The 15897-nt window shown below is 60.3% G+C and carries 23 protein-coding genes and 1 tRNA gene; 21 read left to right on the top strand and 3 right to left on the bottom strand.

Annotation, left to right across the window (positions count from 1 at the left end):
- Positions 1 to 45: 45 nt before the first annotated feature.
- The 11 genes from hisH to tatC all read left to right on the top strand — a co-directional run bounded on the left by hisH (position 46) and on the right by tatC (position 5957).
- Entirely contained in the window at positions 46 to 708 is a 663-nt protein-coding gene (hisH, locus tag AC07OO_RS04175) for an imidazole glycerol phosphate synthase subunit HisH (protein ID WP_495080791.1), read from the top strand.
- Positions 709 to 768: 60 nt separating this feature from the next.
- Complete coding sequence (gene hisA / locus AC07OO_RS04170) at positions 769 to 1509, top strand: 1-(5-phosphoribosyl)-5-[(5-phosphoribosylamino)methylideneamino]imidazole-4-carboxamide isomerase (protein WP_495080790.1); 741 nt, start codon at positions 769 to 771, stop codon at positions 1507 to 1509.
- Positions 1510 to 1528: 19 nt separating this feature from the next.
- A complete protein-coding gene (locus tag AC07OO_RS04165; protein ID WP_495080789.1) occupies positions 1529 to 1873 on the top strand; it encodes a carboxymuconolactone decarboxylase family protein in 345 nt (114 codons plus the stop codon).
- Between the two features lie 11 nt (positions 1874 to 1884).
- Positions 1885 to 2664, top strand: coding sequence for an imidazole glycerol phosphate synthase subunit HisF (gene hisF / locus AC07OO_RS04160; protein ID WP_495080788.1), 780 nt, complete (start codon positions 1885 to 1887; stop codon positions 2662 to 2664).
- Between the two features lie 67 nt (positions 2665 to 2731).
- Entirely contained in the window at positions 2732 to 3145 is a 414-nt protein-coding gene (hisI, locus tag AC07OO_RS04155; RefSeq protein ID WP_495080787.1) for a phosphoribosyl-AMP cyclohydrolase, read from the top strand.
- A gap of 45 nt (positions 3146 to 3190) precedes the next feature.
- Entirely contained in the window at positions 3191 to 3568 is a 378-nt protein-coding gene (locus AC07OO_RS04150; protein WP_495080786.1) for a phosphoribosyl-ATP diphosphatase, read from the top strand.
- Positions 3565 to 3939, top strand: a complete 375-nt coding sequence (locus AC07OO_RS04145; RefSeq protein ID WP_495080785.1) for a DUF4870 family protein — start codon at positions 3565 to 3567, stop codon at positions 3937 to 3939. Before AC07OO_RS04150 ends, AC07OO_RS04145 begins: the two co-directional genes overlap by 4 nt.
- Positions 3936 to 4310 carry a histidine triad nucleotide-binding protein gene (locus AC07OO_RS04140; RefSeq protein ID WP_495080784.1) on the top strand — a complete coding sequence of 125 codons (375 nt, stop codon included), beginning with the start codon at positions 3936 to 3938 and terminating at the stop codon, positions 4308 to 4310. Before AC07OO_RS04145 ends, AC07OO_RS04140 begins: the two co-directional genes overlap by 4 nt.
- A 92-nt stretch (positions 4311 to 4402) precedes the next feature.
- Complete coding sequence (gene tatA / locus AC07OO_RS04135; RefSeq protein ID WP_495080783.1) at positions 4403 to 4636, top strand: Sec-independent protein translocase subunit TatA; 234 nt, start codon at positions 4403 to 4405, stop codon at positions 4634 to 4636.
- A gap of 50 nt (positions 4637 to 4686) precedes the next feature.
- Entirely contained in the window at positions 4687 to 5154 is a 468-nt protein-coding gene (gene tatB / locus AC07OO_RS04130; RefSeq protein ID WP_495080782.1) for a Sec-independent protein translocase protein TatB, read from the top strand.
- Positions 5154 to 5957, top strand: coding sequence for a twin-arginine translocase subunit TatC (gene tatC, locus AC07OO_RS04125; RefSeq protein WP_495080781.1), 804 nt, complete (start codon positions 5154 to 5156; stop codon positions 5955 to 5957). The genes tatB and tatC overlap by 1 nt, the downstream gene beginning before the upstream one ends.
- A gap of 72 nt (positions 5958 to 6029) precedes the next feature.
- On the opposite strand, the gene AC07OO_RS04120 is transcribed toward tatC, so the two are convergent.
- Positions 6030 to 7166 carry a trypsin-like peptidase domain-containing protein gene (locus AC07OO_RS04120; RefSeq protein WP_495080780.1) on the bottom strand — a complete coding sequence of 379 codons (1137 nt, stop codon included), beginning with the start codon at positions 7164 to 7166 and terminating at the stop codon, positions 6030 to 6032.
- Positions 7167 to 7298: 132 nt separating this feature from the next.
- Between AC07OO_RS04120 and AC07OO_RS04115 the strand changes: the two genes are divergently transcribed.
- The 3 genes from AC07OO_RS04115 to pdxA are packed head-to-tail and all read left to right on the top strand — an operon-like array spanning position 7299 to position 9572.
- A complete protein-coding gene (locus tag AC07OO_RS04115; RefSeq protein WP_495080779.1) occupies positions 7299 to 7712 on the top strand; it encodes a hypothetical protein in 414 nt (137 codons plus the stop codon).
- A gap of 45 nt (positions 7713 to 7757) precedes the next feature.
- Positions 7758 to 8504, top strand: a complete 747-nt coding sequence (locus AC07OO_RS04110; protein WP_495080778.1) for a Nif3-like dinuclear metal center hexameric protein — start codon at positions 7758 to 7760, stop codon at positions 8502 to 8504.
- A gap of 12 nt (positions 8505 to 8516) precedes the next feature.
- Positions 8517 to 9572 (top strand): 4-hydroxythreonine-4-phosphate dehydrogenase PdxA, encoded by a 1056-nt coding sequence (gene pdxA / locus AC07OO_RS04105; protein ID WP_495080777.1) that lies wholly within the window; start codon positions 8517 to 8519, stop codon positions 9570 to 9572.
- Between the two features lie 111 nt (positions 9573 to 9683).
- Here pdxA and mscL read toward each other — a convergent pair whose 3' ends face one another.
- Positions 9684 to 10118, bottom strand: a complete 435-nt coding sequence (gene mscL, locus AC07OO_RS04100; RefSeq protein ID WP_495080776.1) for a large conductance mechanosensitive channel protein MscL — start codon at positions 10116 to 10118, stop codon at positions 9684 to 9686.
- A gap of 155 nt (positions 10119 to 10273) precedes the next feature.
- Between mscL and petA the strand changes: the two genes are divergently transcribed.
- The 6 genes from petA (at position 10274) to AC07OO_RS04070 (ending at position 14443) form a co-directional block, all read left to right on the top strand.
- Complete coding sequence (petA, locus tag AC07OO_RS04095) at positions 10274 to 10888, top strand: ubiquinol-cytochrome c reductase iron-sulfur subunit (protein ID WP_495080775.1); 615 nt, start codon at positions 10274 to 10276, stop codon at positions 10886 to 10888.
- 11 nt (positions 10889 to 10899) lie between these two features.
- A complete protein-coding gene (locus tag AC07OO_RS04090) occupies positions 10900 to 12303 on the top strand; it encodes a cytochrome b (RefSeq protein WP_495080774.1) in 1404 nt (467 codons plus the stop codon).
- 21 nt (positions 12304 to 12324) lie between these two features.
- A complete protein-coding gene (locus AC07OO_RS04085; RefSeq protein ID WP_495080773.1) occupies positions 12325 to 13086 on the top strand; it encodes a cytochrome c1 in 762 nt (253 codons plus the stop codon).
- A 107-nt stretch (positions 13087 to 13193) separates the two neighbouring features.
- Positions 13194 to 13805 (top strand): glutathione S-transferase N-terminal domain-containing protein, encoded by a 612-nt coding sequence (locus AC07OO_RS04080; protein WP_209394657.1) that lies wholly within the window; start codon positions 13194 to 13196, stop codon positions 13803 to 13805.
- Positions 13806 to 13823: 18 nt separating this feature from the next.
- Positions 13824 to 14309, top strand: a complete 486-nt coding sequence (locus AC07OO_RS04075; protein WP_495080772.1) for a ClpXP protease specificity-enhancing factor — start codon at positions 13824 to 13826, stop codon at positions 14307 to 14309.
- A 58-nt stretch (positions 14310 to 14367) separates the two neighbouring features.
- A tRNA-Thr gene (locus AC07OO_RS04070) sits at positions 14368 to 14443 on the top strand.
- A gap of 31 nt (positions 14444 to 14474) precedes the next feature.
- Here AC07OO_RS04070 and AC07OO_RS04065 read toward each other — a convergent pair.
- On the bottom strand, positions 14475 to 14783 hold the full coding sequence (locus AC07OO_RS04065) for a hypothetical protein (RefSeq protein WP_495080771.1): 309 nt from the start codon (positions 14781 to 14783) through the stop codon (positions 14475 to 14477).
- A gap of 32 nt (positions 14784 to 14815) precedes the next feature.
- Here AC07OO_RS04065 and AC07OO_RS04060 point away from each other — a divergent pair, with 32 nt between their 5' ends.
- Positions 14816 to 15820 carry a M23 family metallopeptidase gene (locus AC07OO_RS04060; protein ID WP_495080770.1) on the top strand — a complete coding sequence of 335 codons (1005 nt, stop codon included), beginning with the start codon at positions 14816 to 14818 and terminating at the stop codon, positions 15818 to 15820.
- Positions 15821 to 15897: the final 77 nt, after the last annotated feature.

The raw sequence follows: 15897 nt of genomic DNA, 5'->3' as shown, positions 1-15897 counted from the left end.
GCCAGCCCTCGTCCAAGCTGCGCAAGCAGCTATCATTTAAGTAGCATGGCAAAAACGATTGCGGTGGTCGACTACGGTATGGGCAATCTGCGCTCGGTGACGCAGGCCGTGGTTCATGTGGCAGCAGGTGCCGGTATCGATGTCGTATGGGCGCGCACGGCCGCCGAGGTGCTGGCCGCCGAGCGTGTGGTCCTGCCCGGCCAGGGCGCCATGCGCGACTGCATGCGCGAGTTGCACGAGAGCGGCATGTATGACGCGGTCATGCACGCCGCCGCGCACAAGCCGCTGATGGGCGTGTGCGTGGGCATGCAGATGCTGCTGGACCACAGCGACGAGCAGAATACGGCCAGCCTGGGCCTGATCCCGGGCCAGGTGGTCAAATTCGATCTGGCCGGCCAGATCCAACCCGACGGCAGCCGCTACAAGGTGCCGCAGATGGGCTGGAATCAGGTCTGGCAAACCGCGCACGGCGGTGCTACGCGCCATCCCGTGTGGGGTGATGTGCCGGATGGCAGCTACTTCTACTTTGTGCACAGCTACTACGCCAAACCGTCGGATGCGCGCCACAGCGTGGGCGAGACCGACTACGGCCAACGCTTTTCTGCTGCAATTGCACGCGATAATATTTTTGCAACCCAATTCCACCCAGAAAAAAGTGCCGACCACGGACTGTCCCTGTACCGCAACTTCCTGCATTGGAACCCCTGAGTTCGTCTGCTGCGTCTGAGCCTTACTGCACTTCCTCCTCTTCCCTCCAACTGAAGCATCATGCTTTTAATTCCTGCGATTGATCTCAAAGACGGCCACTGCGTTCGCCTCAAACAGGGCGACATGGACCAATCCACCACCTTCGGCGAAGACCCCGCGGTCATGGCCCGCAGCTGGGTGGACAAGGGCGCACGGCGCCTGCATTTGGTCGACCTGAATGGCGCGTTTGCCGGTCATCCCAAGAACGAACAGGCTATCCGCAAGATCCTGAAGGAAGTGGGCAACGAGATCGATGTGCAACTGGGCGGCGGCATTCGCGACCTGGACACCATCGAACGCTACCTCGACGCTGGCCTGCGCTACGTCATCATCGGCACCGCTGCGGTTAAGAACCCCGGCTTCCTGCAAGACGCCTGCACCGCATTCGGTGGCCACATCATCGTGGGCCTGGACGCACGCGACGGCAAGGTGGCCACCGATGGCTGGAGCAAGCTCACCCGCCACGACGTCATCGACCTGGGCAAGAAATTCGAAGACTACGGCGTCGAAGGCATCATCTACACCGACATCGGCCGCGACGGCATGCTGTCGGGCATCAACATCGATGCCACCGTCAAGCTGGCGCAGGCCCTGACCATCCCCGTGATCGCATCCGGCGGCCTGTCGAACATGGCCGACATCGAAGCCCTGTGCGCGGTCGAGGATGACGGCGTGGAGGGTGTGATCTGTGGGCGCGCGATCTACAGTGGTGACCTGGATTTCGAGAAGGCCCAGGACCGCGCCGATGAGTTGAACGGCTGACGCGTGGTGAGCTCTGCATATGGCTTCTGAAAAACAGGGTGCAGCGCCCGCATCGGCTGTACAGGTTCCGATCACGGAATACGCACCGAAGTTTGGCGAAGTCACCGCCAATGTTTTGTTTGGGGATATGTGGGAGCGTCCCGGCCTCTCCAAACGCGACAGAAGCCTGATCACGGTTGCAGCTTTGGTATCGCTGTACCGCCAGAACGAGTTGCCGCTCCATTTCAAGCGCGCGGTAGAAAACGGATTGTCGGAGGCCGAGGTGATTGAGGCCATTAGCCATTTGGCCTTTTACGCGGGGTGGCCTTGCGCTGCTACGGCACTCACCATCGCGCAAAAAGTCTATGCTCCAGAGAACGCTTAGGTCTACCGAACATGCTCGCTAAACGCATCATCCCTTGCCTCGATGTGACCGGCGGTCGCGTCGTCAAAGGTGTCAACTTCGTAGAGCTGCGCGACGCCGGTGACCCGGTGGAAATCGCTGCCCGCTATAACGACCAGGGCGCTGACGAACTCACGTTTCTCGATATCACCGCGACCAGCGATGGGCGCGACCTGATCCTGCACATCATTGAGGCCGTGGCCTCGCAGGTGTTCATCCCGCTGACGGTGGGTGGCGGTGTGCGTGTCGTGGAAGACGTGCGCCGCTTGCTCAATGCCGGTGCCGACAAGATCAGCTTCAACTCGGCGGCCATTTCCAACCCCCAGGTTATCGAAGACGCGTCCGCCAAGTTTGGTGCGCAGGCCATCGTTGTGGCCATTGACGCCAAACGCCGTAGCGAAGAAGACGCGGCCACCCGCGGCGCCGGTTGGGACGTCTACAGCCACGGTGGTCGCAAGAACACCGGCCTGGACGCTGTGGCCTGGGCGACCGAGATGGCGCGCCGCGGCGCGGGCGAAATTTTGCTGACCAGCATGGACCGTGACGGCACCAAGAGCGGCTTCGACCTGGCGCTGACCCGCGCCGTGGCCGACGCCATCAGCGTGCCGGTGATCGCGTCTGGCGGCGTCGGCAACCTGGACCACCTGGCGGATGGCGTGCAGCAGGGCGGGGCGGACGCGGTGCTGGCCGCCAGCATTTTCCATTACGGCGAGTACACCGTGGCCCAGGCCAAGGCCCGCATGGCCGAGCGTGGCATTCCGGTCCGGCTATAAGTCTCTAAGGCTTTTAGGGCGCTAGCCCTCGTAAAATCTGCATGAGCAGCTATAAATTGGATAGCATATGGCAAGTACAGACCCCACCCCCGTAAGCTGGATCAAACACATCCGCTGGGATTCCAAAGGCTTGGTGCCGGTGATCGCGCAGGAGCAGGGATCGGGCGACGTGCTGATGTTCGCGTGGATGAACCGCGAGGCCTTGCAAAAGACGGCCGAGTTGGGGCAGGCGGTGTATTTCAGCCGCTCGCGCAACAAGCTCTGGTACAAAGGCGAAGAGTCTGGCCACGTACAAAAGGTGCACGAGATCCGCATGGACTGTGACAACGACGTGATCCTGCTCAAGGTCACCCAACTGGGCCACGAGCCCGGCATTGCCTGCCACACTGGCCGCCACAGCTGTTTTTTCAGCGTTTTGCAGGACGGCGAGTGGAAAAGTGTCGATCCGGTCTTGAAAGACCCCGAAAGCATCTATAAATAATTCCATTGCGGGGCTGGCCTTCGGCGCTGTCTCCAAATGCATACCATGACCACTTCCAACTCTACCGACTCCCTGGCGCGCCTGGCCGCCGTCATGGAATCGCGCAAGCCCCGCAATGGGGGCGACCCTGCTGCCAGCTATGTGGCCCGCCTGCTGTCCAAAGGCCCGGACGCCTTCCTGAAGAAGATTGGCGAAGAGGCCACCGAGGTGGTCATGGCCGCCAAGGATGTGGACCACGGCGGCGACAAGGCCAAGCTGGTGGGTGAGGTAGCCGATCTGTGGTTCCATTGCATGGTGGCGCTGGCGCACTACGAGCTGCAGCCTGCCGACGTGTTGGCCGAACTGGAGCGCCGCGAAGGCACCAGCGGCATCGAAGAAAAAGCCCTGCGCAAAGTCCAAGCGCGTGAGGAGGCGCAAAAATGAGTACCGACCTGGAACGCATGCAATCGCTCAACACGGTGGGCACGATCAGCTATGTGCTGCACCTGATTGTGGCCATCGGAGCCCTGGTGCCTGGTGGCCAGTTCGGGCCGCTGCTGTTGCTGCTGGCGCTGCTGCTGGACACCGTCAAGCGCGGTGATGCCGAGGGCACCTGGCATGCCTCGCATTTCCGCTGGCGCATCCGCACCGTGGTCATTGCCGGGTTGGCATACTTGGTGACCGCGCCCTTGTGGCTGCTGTTCATTGTGCCGGGCTGGATTGCCTGGCTGTGCGTATCGCTCTGGTTTCTCTACCGTATTGCAACCGGTTTTGTTGCGATGAACAAAGGCCAAGCCATGGAGATGGGTACATGACGACCGAGACCGCCGGGCACGACCCGAACTGCTTGTTTTGCAAGATTGTGGCGCGCCAGATCCCGTCGCGCATGGTCTATGAAGACGATGAGTTCTATGCCTTTCACGATATCCACCCCTGGGCGCCGGTGCACTTTTTGCTGATCCCCAAGCAGCACATCGCATCCATGGCCCACATCGGCGCGGACCACGCGGGCATGATGGGGCGCATGATGGCCCTGATCCCCCAACTCGCCCAGCAGGAGGGCTGCAACCCTTACCCGGATGGCGGCTTTCGCGTACTGACCAACACCGGCGCCGAGGGCGGCCAGGAGGTGCACCACCTGCACTTCCACGTGATGGGGGGCGCGCGCCCCTGGTTGCGCGGCTGACAGGGGCCTGATACCGGGGAAGGGTTTAGCGGCACCGTCACGGGTTGGCAACAGCGAAAGCCTAAAATACCGTAAACACCAAGGAGTAAGCCATGGGCTTGTCTACTACACATCTGATTATTTTTCTGGTCATCATCATCGTCATCTTCGGCACCAAGAAGCTGCGCAACATCGGCTCGGACCTGGGCGGCGCGGTCAAGGGCTTCAAGGACGGCATGAAGGACAGCAACGAGAAACCTGCCGACCCACCCCCAGCTACGCTGGCAGCCACTGACAAGACCGAGGCCAAGCCCACGATCGATGTCGAAGCCAAGATCAAGAGCTGAAGACGATGCTGGCGTGCGCTGCGCGGGGTCTGGCTTGAAGGCTAGGTCCCATGTTTGATATTGGCGTAACCAAGGTCGCCATCATTGGAGCGATCGCACTGGTGGTGATAGGGCCCGAGCGCCTGCCTGGTGTGGCCCGCATGGCCGGTAACCTGCTGGGCCGCGCGCGCAACTACATGGCCGAGGTCAAGGCCGAGGTCAACCGCTCCATGGAGCTGGACGAGTTGCGCAAGATGAAGGACACCGTGGAAAGCGCGGCCCGCGAGGTCGAGCAAACCATACAGACCAACGCCAGCGATTTCGAAAAAAGCTGGGCCGAGGCCACGGCGGCCGCGTCCCCCTCTACGCTGGATGATGCAAGCGCCGAACCGCCCCAGTATCGCCACCCCAAGAAACAGTGGCGCCTGAAACGCGGTGCCACGCCGACCTGGTACAAGGCCCAAACCGGCGTGCGCACCAAGGCGCTGTCGGGCGCGGCCCGGGTTGCACGCTTTCGTCCCCCCAAGATTTCTTCCTGATGGCTGACAACAAGACCCCACCCCCGGATGACGAGTTGGCCGGGACCGAGCAGCCTTTTGTGCAGCATTTGATGGAGCTGCGCGACCGGTTGCTATACAGCGTGTATGGCGTGGGCGTGATCTTCCTCGTGCTGGCGTTCGTCTATCCTGGCCCTTCAGCCCTGTATGACCTATTGGCCATGCCCCTTGTCAAGACCCTACCGGAGGGCGCGCGCATGATCGCCACCGGCGTGGTGTCGCCCTTTCTGGTTCCGATCAAGGTGACGGTGCTGGCGGCGTTCGGCCTATCACTCCCTTGGGTTCTGTATCAGGTGTGGGCATTTGTAGCCCCCGGTCTCTACAAGCACGAGAAGCGCTTGGTGATGCCCCTGGTGGTGGCCAGCACCTTGCTGTTCTATAGCGGCGCGGCCTTTTGCTATTTCGTCGTCTTTGGGCAGGCATTCCCGGCCATCCAGAAAATGGCGCCGGTGTCGGTGGCGGTGAGCCCGGACATCGAAGCCTATCTGGACTTTGTGATCACCATGTTCATCGCCTTTGGTGTGGCCTTTGAGGTGCCTATTGCCGTCATCATCCTGGCACGCCTGGGCGTGGTCACGGTGGAGCAGCTCAAGTCGTTTCGGGCCTACTTCGTTGTGGGTGCGGCTGCGGTGGCGGCCATCGCGACGCCACCCGACCCCGTGTCCATGTTGGCACTGTTGGGCCCCATGTGCATTCTGTACGAGGTCGGCATCTGGGCCGCCAAGCTGTTCATCAAGCACACACAGGCGCCAGACGATGACAACACGGCGGCTACCACCCCCTGAGCCCAGTTGCTCAACAGAAACTAGACGCTAGCCCTCGCCGGATATGCGCGAGCCGCTAGCAAATCCATAGCGCTATTGGCGATCGGTGGCCTTGGGCTTGGGCCGCACGCCCGGCGTCACTTCCAACTCCAGCGGCTGGTTTTTGCGCTCGATCGCAAAGCGGGCCGCGCTGCCGGGTTTCAGGGATGCCACCGCAGACAGCAGGTGGGCCACGTCTACCACCGGCGCATCCGCAATCTTCACAATCACGTCACCGGGTCGGATGCCGGCTTTGGCGGCTGGTCCGTTTTGCAGCACACCGGTGATGATGACGCCTTGGCGGGTCTTGACGTCAAAGGTCTCGGCCAGCTCGGGCGACAGGTCGTTGGGCTCCACGCCGATCCAGCCGCGGGTGATCTGGCCATCCTTGACGATGCCTTCGAGCACTTGCTTGGCGGTGGACACGGGTATCGCAAAGCCAATGCCCATATTGCCGCCGGAGCGGGAGTAGATGGCGGTGTTGATGCCCAGCAGATTGCCGTTGGTGTCCACCAGCGCGCCGCCGGAGTTGCCGGGGTTGATGGCGGCATCGGTCTGGATGAAATTCTCAAAGGTGTTGATGCCCAATTGGTTGCGGCCCAGTGCACTGACGATGCCGCTGGTCACGGTCTGGCCTACGCCAAAGGGGTTGCCAATGGCCAGCACCTGGTCGCCCACCTGGGCGCTGTCGGAGTTGCCCAGCACGATGACGGGCAGCTTGTCGAGTTCGATCTTCAGAATGGCCAGATCGGTCTCGGGGTCGGTGCCGACCACCTTGGCGCGGGCGCTGCGGCTGTCATTGAGCACCACTTCGATTTCGTCCGCGCCTTCGACGACGTGGTTGTTGGTCAGGATGTAGCCGCTGGCGCTGACGATGACGCCGCTGCCCAGCCCGGTTTGGGCTTCATTGCCCTGGTCGCCATAGAAGAATCGGAACCAGGGGTCATTGGCATTGGGGTTCTTGCGCGCGGCCTTGCTGGTGTTGATGCTGACTACGGCGGCCGAGGCCTTTTGTGCTGCTCCGCGGAAGCTGCCGGACGGTGCCGCGCCCGAGAGCGATGGCGAGGCTTCCAGCATGGCCACGGTGCCTGCGCCGCGGCCAATCCATTGGGGCTTGAGCGTGGCCACGACGAAATACGCCGCCAGCAGAATCGTGGTGGTTTGCGCAAAAAGAAGCCAGAGTCGTTTCATGGGGTGGTTCCAGGGCCGTTGTAGGGACATCAAAGGGCAGGCCGCGTGCTGCCAAATTGTAGAGCGAGGGCCAGGCTCCGGCGTGACCTATCGCACATTCAAGGTCGGGGCGCAGTACATTGCAGGTCTGACATGGCGCACACCGAGCACACCATCTACATTCAGCCCCTGGCCCCGGCCAAGGTGCCTGTGGGCGCTCCCTGCAATGGCTGTGGCATATGTTGTCTCTATGCGCCTTGTCCCTTGGGCATGGTGTTGTCACACCGCCGCAGTGGCGCTTGCAGTGCGCTGCGCTGGGATGAGGCTTTGGCCCAGTACCGGTGTGGCGCGGTGATTGCACCGCACGAAGTCTTGGACCAGTCCCTGCCCCACGGCCTGCGGTGGTTGTCACCGGTGTTGGCCCCGCCATTGCGACGTTTGGCGCGGCGCTGGATCGCAGCGGGTCGGGGCTGCGATAGCGATCTGGAGATGGCGGCAATTGCCAAGGTAGCAGGGCAGCCAACTGACGGGCATGCCGCATCAACGACAATGCCCGCATCCGATTGATACTTCCAAATCAAGCTAGGCGCACCCGTGTGCAGCCCCTTCACGATGACCGATCGCCACGAACTTCAAACCACGCTGGACAGCTTGCTGCAGCCAGAGCGTTTCAAAGACTACTGCCCAAATGGACTGCAGGTGGAGGGCGCGCAGACCGTGCGCAAAATCGTGTCCGGGGTGACCGCCAGTCTGGCTTTCATCGAAGCGGCCATCGCCCAGGGCGCCGACACACTGCTGGTGCACCACGGGCTGTTTTGGAGAGGCCAGGACGGGCGCGTAACGGGCTGGATGCGCCAACGCCTGGGTCGCTTGTTGGAGCACAACATCAACCTCTTTGCCTACCACCTACCGCTGGATGCTTTGCCGGAGCTGGGCAATAACGCGCAGCTCGGTGTGAAACTGGGGTTGGAAGCCGCCGCCCGGTTTGGTGAGCAGCAACTGGGGTGCCTGGCCACGGCCGAATTTGCCAATGCCCAGGCCTTGGCCCACCGGGTGGAATCGGTGCTGGGGCGGCCGACCACACTGGTACCAGGGCGTGGTGGTCCCTTGCGGCGCATTGCCTGGTGTACGGGCGGTGCTCAAAACTATTTTGAGGCTGCCATCGCTGCCGGGGCCGATGCCTTCATCACGGGGGAAATATCGGAGCCCCAGACCCATCTGGCGCGAGAAACCGGCGTGGCTTACTTGGCCTGTGGCCACCACGCCACCGAACGCTATGGCGCGCCGGCGGTGGCGGGGCACATCGCGGCCCAGTTGGGCTTGGAGCACCAGTTCATTGACATTGATAACCCTGCCTGAGGTGGCGTGCACATGGCAAATAGAGTCTCCAAGCCACTGGCCATCACGATGGGCGACGCCGCCGGCATTGGGCCGGAGATCATCGCCAAGACCTGGCGTGACCAGCCTGCGCTGGTGCAGCACAGCTTCGTCGTGGGTGACCTGGCGACGATGCGGCGCGCCAACCAGTTGATGGCGTCTGGCGGCCGTCCGGTCTTGCCGGTGGCCGCCATCACGGTCGTCAATCAGGTAGCCGAAGTGCCACCACACTGCATGCCCGTGTTGCAGATCGGCGCGCCGATGGAACCACCGGCGCCCTGGGGCGCAGTGAGCGCTGTGGCCGGCAGGCTGGCAGGGCGCTGTGTGGAGTGGGCGGCTGACGCCGCGCTGCGGGGCGAGGTCAGCGCCCTGGTGACCGCGCCCCTGCACAAGGAGGCCTTGTCCGCGGCCGGTGCGCCTTTTGATGCATTCCCTGGCCATACCGAGCTGCTGCAGGACCGCGCCGCACGTTTCCTGGGCAAATCGGTGTCCGAGGTGCCGGTGCGCATGATGCTGGCCAACGACGAACTGCGCACGGTGCTGGTCAGCATCCATGTGTCGCTGCGCGATGCCATCGCCGCTGTCACCTACAACAACGTGTTGCAGACCTTGCAGATCACGCATGCTGCGTTGCTGCCGATATTGGGTCGCGCGCCGCGTATCGCAGTGGCTGGCCTCAATCCGCATGCGGGCGAGGGCGGTTTGTTTGGCCGCGAGGAACTGGAGGTGATACAGCCCGCCATCGCCGCTGCCCGCGCTCAGGGGCTGGATGCCAGCGGCCCGTGGGCACCGGACACGGTGTTCATGCGGGCCCGCAAGCGCCCGGGCACGGACGGTGAGTTTGATGTGGTGGTGGCCATGTACCACGACCAGGGCTTGATCCCGGTCAAATACTTGGGGGTGGAGCAGGGCGTCAATGTGACCCTGGGTCTGCCGCTGGTGCGCACCAGCCCGGACCACGGCACCGCGTTCGACATCGCCGGCACGGGTCGCGCGGACGCCTCCAGCTTGGTGGAAGCAGTTCGGATGGCGCGGGCGCTGGCGAGGTAGCGACCCGCGCAGCGGTGGACCGTGAGGGCAACAAATCCGCGCCGGGCCGCCCCAAGCGGATTTAGCCCCCTCGGGGGGCAGCGAGCCGCAAAGCGGCGGAGCGTGGGGGCTCTACTTCTTTAGGCTGTCACGAATTTCGCGCAAAAGCAACACATCTTCGGGTGTTGCGGCCGGGGTGGGCTCGACAGCGGGCGCCGGGGCTTCGCGCTTCAGGCGGTTGATTTGTTTGACCATCAAAAAGATGATGAAGGCCAAAATCGCGAAATTGACCGCAACCGTGATGAAGCTGCCGTAGGCAAAAACCGGTACACCCGCCTTTTTGAGCGCGTCCAGCGTGCTGGCAGTGCCCGGTGGAATGGCGCCCAAGACCACAAATAAGTTGGAAAAGTCCAATTTCCCGAACGCGGCACCGACAACCGGCATGATCAGGTCACCGACGACCGAGTCGACAATCTTGCCAAAAGCCCCGCCGATGATGACGCCCACGGCCAAGTCGATGACGTTGCCCTTGATGGCGAAATCCTTGAATTCTTGAACCATTCCCATTGTTGCAAGCTCCCGGTGCGTCAAAAACGCCAGTATTGCTGATAAACAGGCCCTGTCAAGGACGGTTTGACCGGCTCAGGCACTGGATTTTGGGGGGTGGGCGTCAGCTACAATCGGAGATTACCCCCTAGTAGTCATGTTCATTGAGGATACTCATGAGTGAAACCCTTGTCGGCAGCCAACAGATCGACTCCAGTAAGCGAACCTGGCTGATCACCTCCAGCTGCGCTGGCGCCGTAGGCGCTGTCGCCGCCGCCGTCCCATTTGTCAGCACTTTTCAACCCTCCGAGCGCGCCAAAGCCGCCGGTGCGGCTGTCGAAGTGGATATCGCCGACATCAAGCCCGGCGAGAAAAAGACCGTCGAATGGCGCGGCAAGCCGGTTTGGATCATTCGGCGCACACCCGAACAATTGGCAAGCTTGCCGACCATCAACGGGCAATTGGCAGACCCCACTTCGGCCCGCAAGCCCGATGAACTGACGCCCCAATACGCCCGCAACGAAGCGCGTTCCATCAAGCCCGAGATTTTTGTGGCGGTTGGCATTTGCACCCATTTGGGCTGCTCGCCATCGGAAAAGTTCCAACCCGGTCCCCAGGCCTCGCTGCCGGACGACTGGAAGGGCGGATTCCTGTGTCCCTGCCATGGCTCCACATTCGACCTGGCCGGCCGTGTTTTCAAGAATAAGCCGGCTCCGGACAATCTTGAAATCCCTCCCCACATGTACCTCTCCGACAGCAAGCTGTTGATCGGTGAAGACAAGAAAGCCTGAGGAATTGAGACATGGCTGATTTCAAGGAAATTTCCCCCAACGCCTCGGCAGGTGCCAAGCTGACCAACTGGTTCGAGAACCGCCTGCCCACCGCGTTTGACGCCTACAAGGTTCACATGTCGGAGTACTACGCTCCGAAGAACTTCAACTTCTGGTACATCTTTGGCTCGCTGGCCATGCTGGTGCTGGTTATCCAGATCGTGACCGGCATTTTCCTGGTGATGCACTACAAGCCCGATGCCGCTTTGGCGTTTGGCTCGGTTGAATACATCATGCGCGACGTGCCATGGGGTTGGTTGATCCGCTACATGCACTCCACTGGTGCATCGGCTTTCTTCGTCGTCGTCTACCTGCACATGTTCCGCGGTCTGCTGTACGGCAGCTACCGCAAACCCCGTGAGCTGGTTTGGGTCTTCGGCTGCGCGATCTTCCTGTGCCTGATGGCCGAAGCCTTCATGGGCTACCTGCTGCCTTGGGGTCAGATGAGCTACTGGGGCGCCCAGGTGATCGTGAACCTGTTTGCTGCCGTGCCTTTCGTCGGTCCTGATCTGGCGCTGCTGATCCGCGGCGACTATGTGGTGGGCGACGCTACGCTGAACCGCTTCTTCAGCTTCCACGTCATCGCCGTACCGCTGGTGCTGCTGGGCCTGGTGGTTGCGCACTTGATGGCGCTGCACGATGTGGGCTCCAACAATCCTGATGGCATTGAAATCAAGGCAACCAAGGACGCCAAGGGCATCCCGCTGGATGGCATCCCCTTCCACCCCTACTACACCGTACACGACATTTTTGCCGTCTGCATGTTCCTGATGGTGTTCTCGGCCGTGATCTTCTTTGCGCCCGAATTCGGTGGCTATTTCCTGGAATACAACAACTTCATTCCAGCCGACCCACTGAAGACACCGTTGCACATTGCACCGGTCTGGTACTTCACACCGTTCTACTCCATGCTGCGCGCCATCACGACCGAAATGGTCTATGTGCTGATCTTGTGCGTAGTCGGTGGTGCCGTGCTGGGTATTACCAAGTTCAAGATGCCCACGATCTTCAAGGGTGTGATCCTGGGCGCCGCGGCTGTGGTTGTCGCCATGATGCTGTCCATTGACGCCAAGTTCTGGGGCGTGGTCGCCATGGGCGGCGCCGTGGTGATTCTGTTCTTCCTCCCCTGGTTGGACTATTCGCCTGTCAAGTCCGTCCGCTACCGCCCCGATTGGCACAAGTACCTGTACGGTGTTTTTGTGATCAATTTCCTGATCTTGGCTTATCTGGGTACCCAGCCACCGTCGCCAGTCGGTGAGCGCGTTTCCCAGGTGGGCACCTTGTTCTATTTCGGCTTTTTCCTGCTGATGCCGTGGTGGAGTCGTTTGGGTGAGGCTAAGCCTGTGCCAACCCGTGTCAATTACGCTGCCCACTGACCGAGCCGGAGATTACGCAAAATGAAAAAACTATTGTTGACGTTGATCGCGGCACTCGGCTTGGTAGCGGGAACCGCCCAGGCCAACACCGGTGGCATCGAGTGGGACAAGGCGCCAGATCGCTCCAATGATTTGGCAGCTCTGCAAAACGGTGCCAAGCTGTTTGTCAATTACTGCCTGAACTGCCACTCTGCAGCTTTCATGCGTTTCAACCGCCTGAAGGACATCGGTCTGACCGACCAGCAGATCAAAGACAACCTGTTGTTTACGACCGAGAAAGTCGGCGACACAATGAAGTCGGCCATCGACCCAATCCAGGCCAAGGAATGGTTTGGTGGCAATCCTCCTGACTTGTCGGTGATTGCACGTTCGCGTTCGGCACAGGGCAAGGGTACGGGTGCAGACTATCTGTACACCTATCTGCGCAGCTACTATGTGGATGAAACCAAGCCTACGGGCTGGAACAACCTGGCTTTCCCCAATGTGGGTATGCCCCATGCTTTGTGGGAACTCCAAGGTAAGCGTGAGCCGGAGTACACCACGATTGAAGAGCATGGGCACGAAGTGCATGTGGCCAAGGGTTGGAAGCAATTGACTCCCGGCACCTTGTCGCCCGAGCAGTATGACGAAGCGATCGGCGACTTGGTGAGCTATATGTCGTGGATGGCGGAACCCGCCAAGAACACACGGTTTCGCGTCGGCTTTGGTGTGATGTTGTTCCTGTTGTTCATGACCTTCTTTGCCTGGCGTCTGAACGCCGCGTATTGGAAAGACGTCAAGTAATACGGTCTTTTTTGCCAATCGCCCAGCGCTTTCGGACGCATGGCGATGGCTGCAGAGTGGGTTAGCAATGGCAACCCACTCTTTTTAATTTTTAGGAGTCTTTTGCCATGATGGTGCTGTATTCAGGAACAACCTGCCCCTTTTCTCACCGTTGCCGTTTCGTGTTGTTCGAAAAGGGCATGGACTTCGAAATCCGCGATGTGGACTTGTACAACAAGCCCGAAGACATCAGCGTCATGAACCCCTATGGGCAAGTGCCGATTCTGGTCGAGCGCGACCTGATCCTGTACGAATCCAACATCATCAACGAATACATCGACGAGCGCTTTCCGCATCCCCAGCTGATGCCCGGCGACCCGGTTGACCGCGCCCGCGTCCGTCTGTTCTTGCTCAATTTCGAGAAGGAATTGTTTGTGCACGTGTCGACCTTGGAAGCCCGTAGCTCCAAGGGCAATGACAAAGCTTTGGAGAAGGCCCGCGCCCACATCCGCGACCGCCTGACCCAATTGGCCCCCGTGTTCCTGAAGAACAAGTACATGCTGGGCGACAACTTCTCCATGCTGGACGTAGCCATTGCTCCGCTGTTGTGGCGCCTGGACTTCTATGGCATCGATTTGAGCAAGAACGCGGCGCCTTTGCTGAAGTACGCTGAGCGCATTTTCTCGCGCCCGGCCTACATCGAGGCACTGACGCCCTCTGAAAAAGTGATGCGCAAATAAGAAGATTGGCCCTGCACCATGCTAGACGCAGCAGACTCCAGCTCCACACGCCCCTATTTGATTCGTGCTTTGTACGAATGGTGTACGGACAATGGGCTGACACCGTTCATCGCCGTTCTGGTTGATGAAACGGTGCGTGTGCCCAACGAGTATGTGAAGGATGGTGAGATCGTGCTGAATATCAGTTTCGATGCCACCAGTGCACTGAGCATGGGCAATGAGTTCATCGAATTCAAAGGGCGTTTCGGTGGTGTGGCGCGCGACATCTTTGTACCTGTAGACCGGGTGGTTGCCATCTACGCCAGAGAAAATGGGCAGGGCATGGCATTCCCCATGCTGGCCCGGTCCACGGCCACACCGGCACCCGAAAGTGCTGTGCCCGCCGCAGAGACCAAGACGACTACGGTATTGACCAGTGTGACCAGCGTTTCCGCAGAAGAGGGAGCTGGCACGCCCCCCCGTCCGCCGAGTGGCGGAAAGCCCTCGCTGACGCGCATTAAATAACATTGCGATACACACCGGGGCTTTTTTGGCCCTTTTGGTGAGTTAGAATAGAAGACGTGCCGATTTAGCTCAGTTGGTAGAGCAACCGCCTTGTAAGCGGTAGGTCATCAGTTCGAATCCGATAATCGGCACCATTTATTTACATTGCTAGGTCTTCTCAGGTGTTCAGGTGCGTGGCGCCTGAACCTTTAAGCGGATAGTGCTGACCTCCCAACCTTTTGTGCGCAAATGCGACTCCAGGGAAGGCAGCAATTGGCGAATTTTCGCGGCAATAGCGTTGTTGTCCAGGATCAAGCACCAAGCGGTGCCCTCGATCGGACCAGCCCGCACGGCTGAACGCAAAGCAGCAGGAATCAGCGCTTCAACAGCTTTCAGCCGAGCTGTCGATTCCATTGCAAGCCCCGTCAAGCGCGCCAAGGTAGGTGAGTCCTGCGTTGCTTCCAGCAGCGTGAAGGTGTGGTTGCGACGGTTCATGGCCTTAAGTTTAGAGTGCGAAGGGATTCTGAATGCAATTGATTATCACGGATGCCTGGCTCATTAAAAGTCGCGCCTTTCACCTCAGCGGCTCCAAACTTCTGATGGCGGTGGTTGCAGCCGCGTTGGCACTGATGCTGGTTTCGGCAGGCTTATACCATTGGGTGTTTCTGAAGGGTGCACGCGAAGGTTGGCCCGTGATCGGGACCCTGGTTCGCTTGGTGGTCAAAGACGAGGTTGCGCAGCAAGACCGCTTCATGCGCGAAAACATCGAGGTCATGGCCAAGAAGCTGGGCGAGATGCAGGCCAAGATGCTGCAATTGGAGTCCCTGGGCGAGCGGGTATCGGGCCTGGCGGGCGTCAATCCTGCAGACATCAAGATCAAACCAGGCCAAGGTGGTCGTCTGGTTGCGGGGCGCGATCTGTCCATGCTGGAGTTGCAAGCCACCTTGCAGGAGCTCGACAACGTGGCCGGTGAGCGGGCGGATCTGATGACCGTGCTCGAATCCCGCTTGTTTGAGCAAAAGATCAAAAAAATGATGATCCCCACGCAGACACCGGTGCCCAACGCCAATCTGGGGTCGATGTTTGGCTGGCGCATAGACCCCATTACGGGTCGCTCTGCCTTGCATACGGGACTTGATTTTCCGGCGACACCTGGCACTACCATATTTGCCGCCGCCGGCGGTGTCGTGGTGACACAGGAGTTTCAGTCGGAATACGGCAATATGATTGAGGTCGACCACGGGAATGATCTGATTTCCCGCTATGCCCATACTTCCAAGGTCTATGTCAAAAAGGGTGATTTGATCAAGCGCGGTCAGAAAATTGCCGAGGTCGGCAATACTGGCCGCTCGACGGGACCGCATTTGCATTTCGAGGTCCTGGTACAGGGCATTCCGCAAGATCCCCAAAAATTCCTCAATGCCGGGCGCGACCTCACGTCCCTGCCAGTAGCCCGGGGGAATGGGCAGGCAACTACTGCCGTATCGGTCTCCAAGGGCAGTTTGGCCGAGGCGCCCGCCAGTCAGCGCTAAAATCGCCGGTTTGATTTTCAACGGTGTTCATTCCGCCGCGTCAGCGGTTGCATTTCGCCAGAACATCCCCACTTCAC

The organism is Rhodoferax sp. GW821-FHT07G04 (assembly GCF_059418585.1).
Note: the sequence above shows the minus strand (reverse complement) of the source record. Positions and strands in the feature narration are given on the sequence as shown.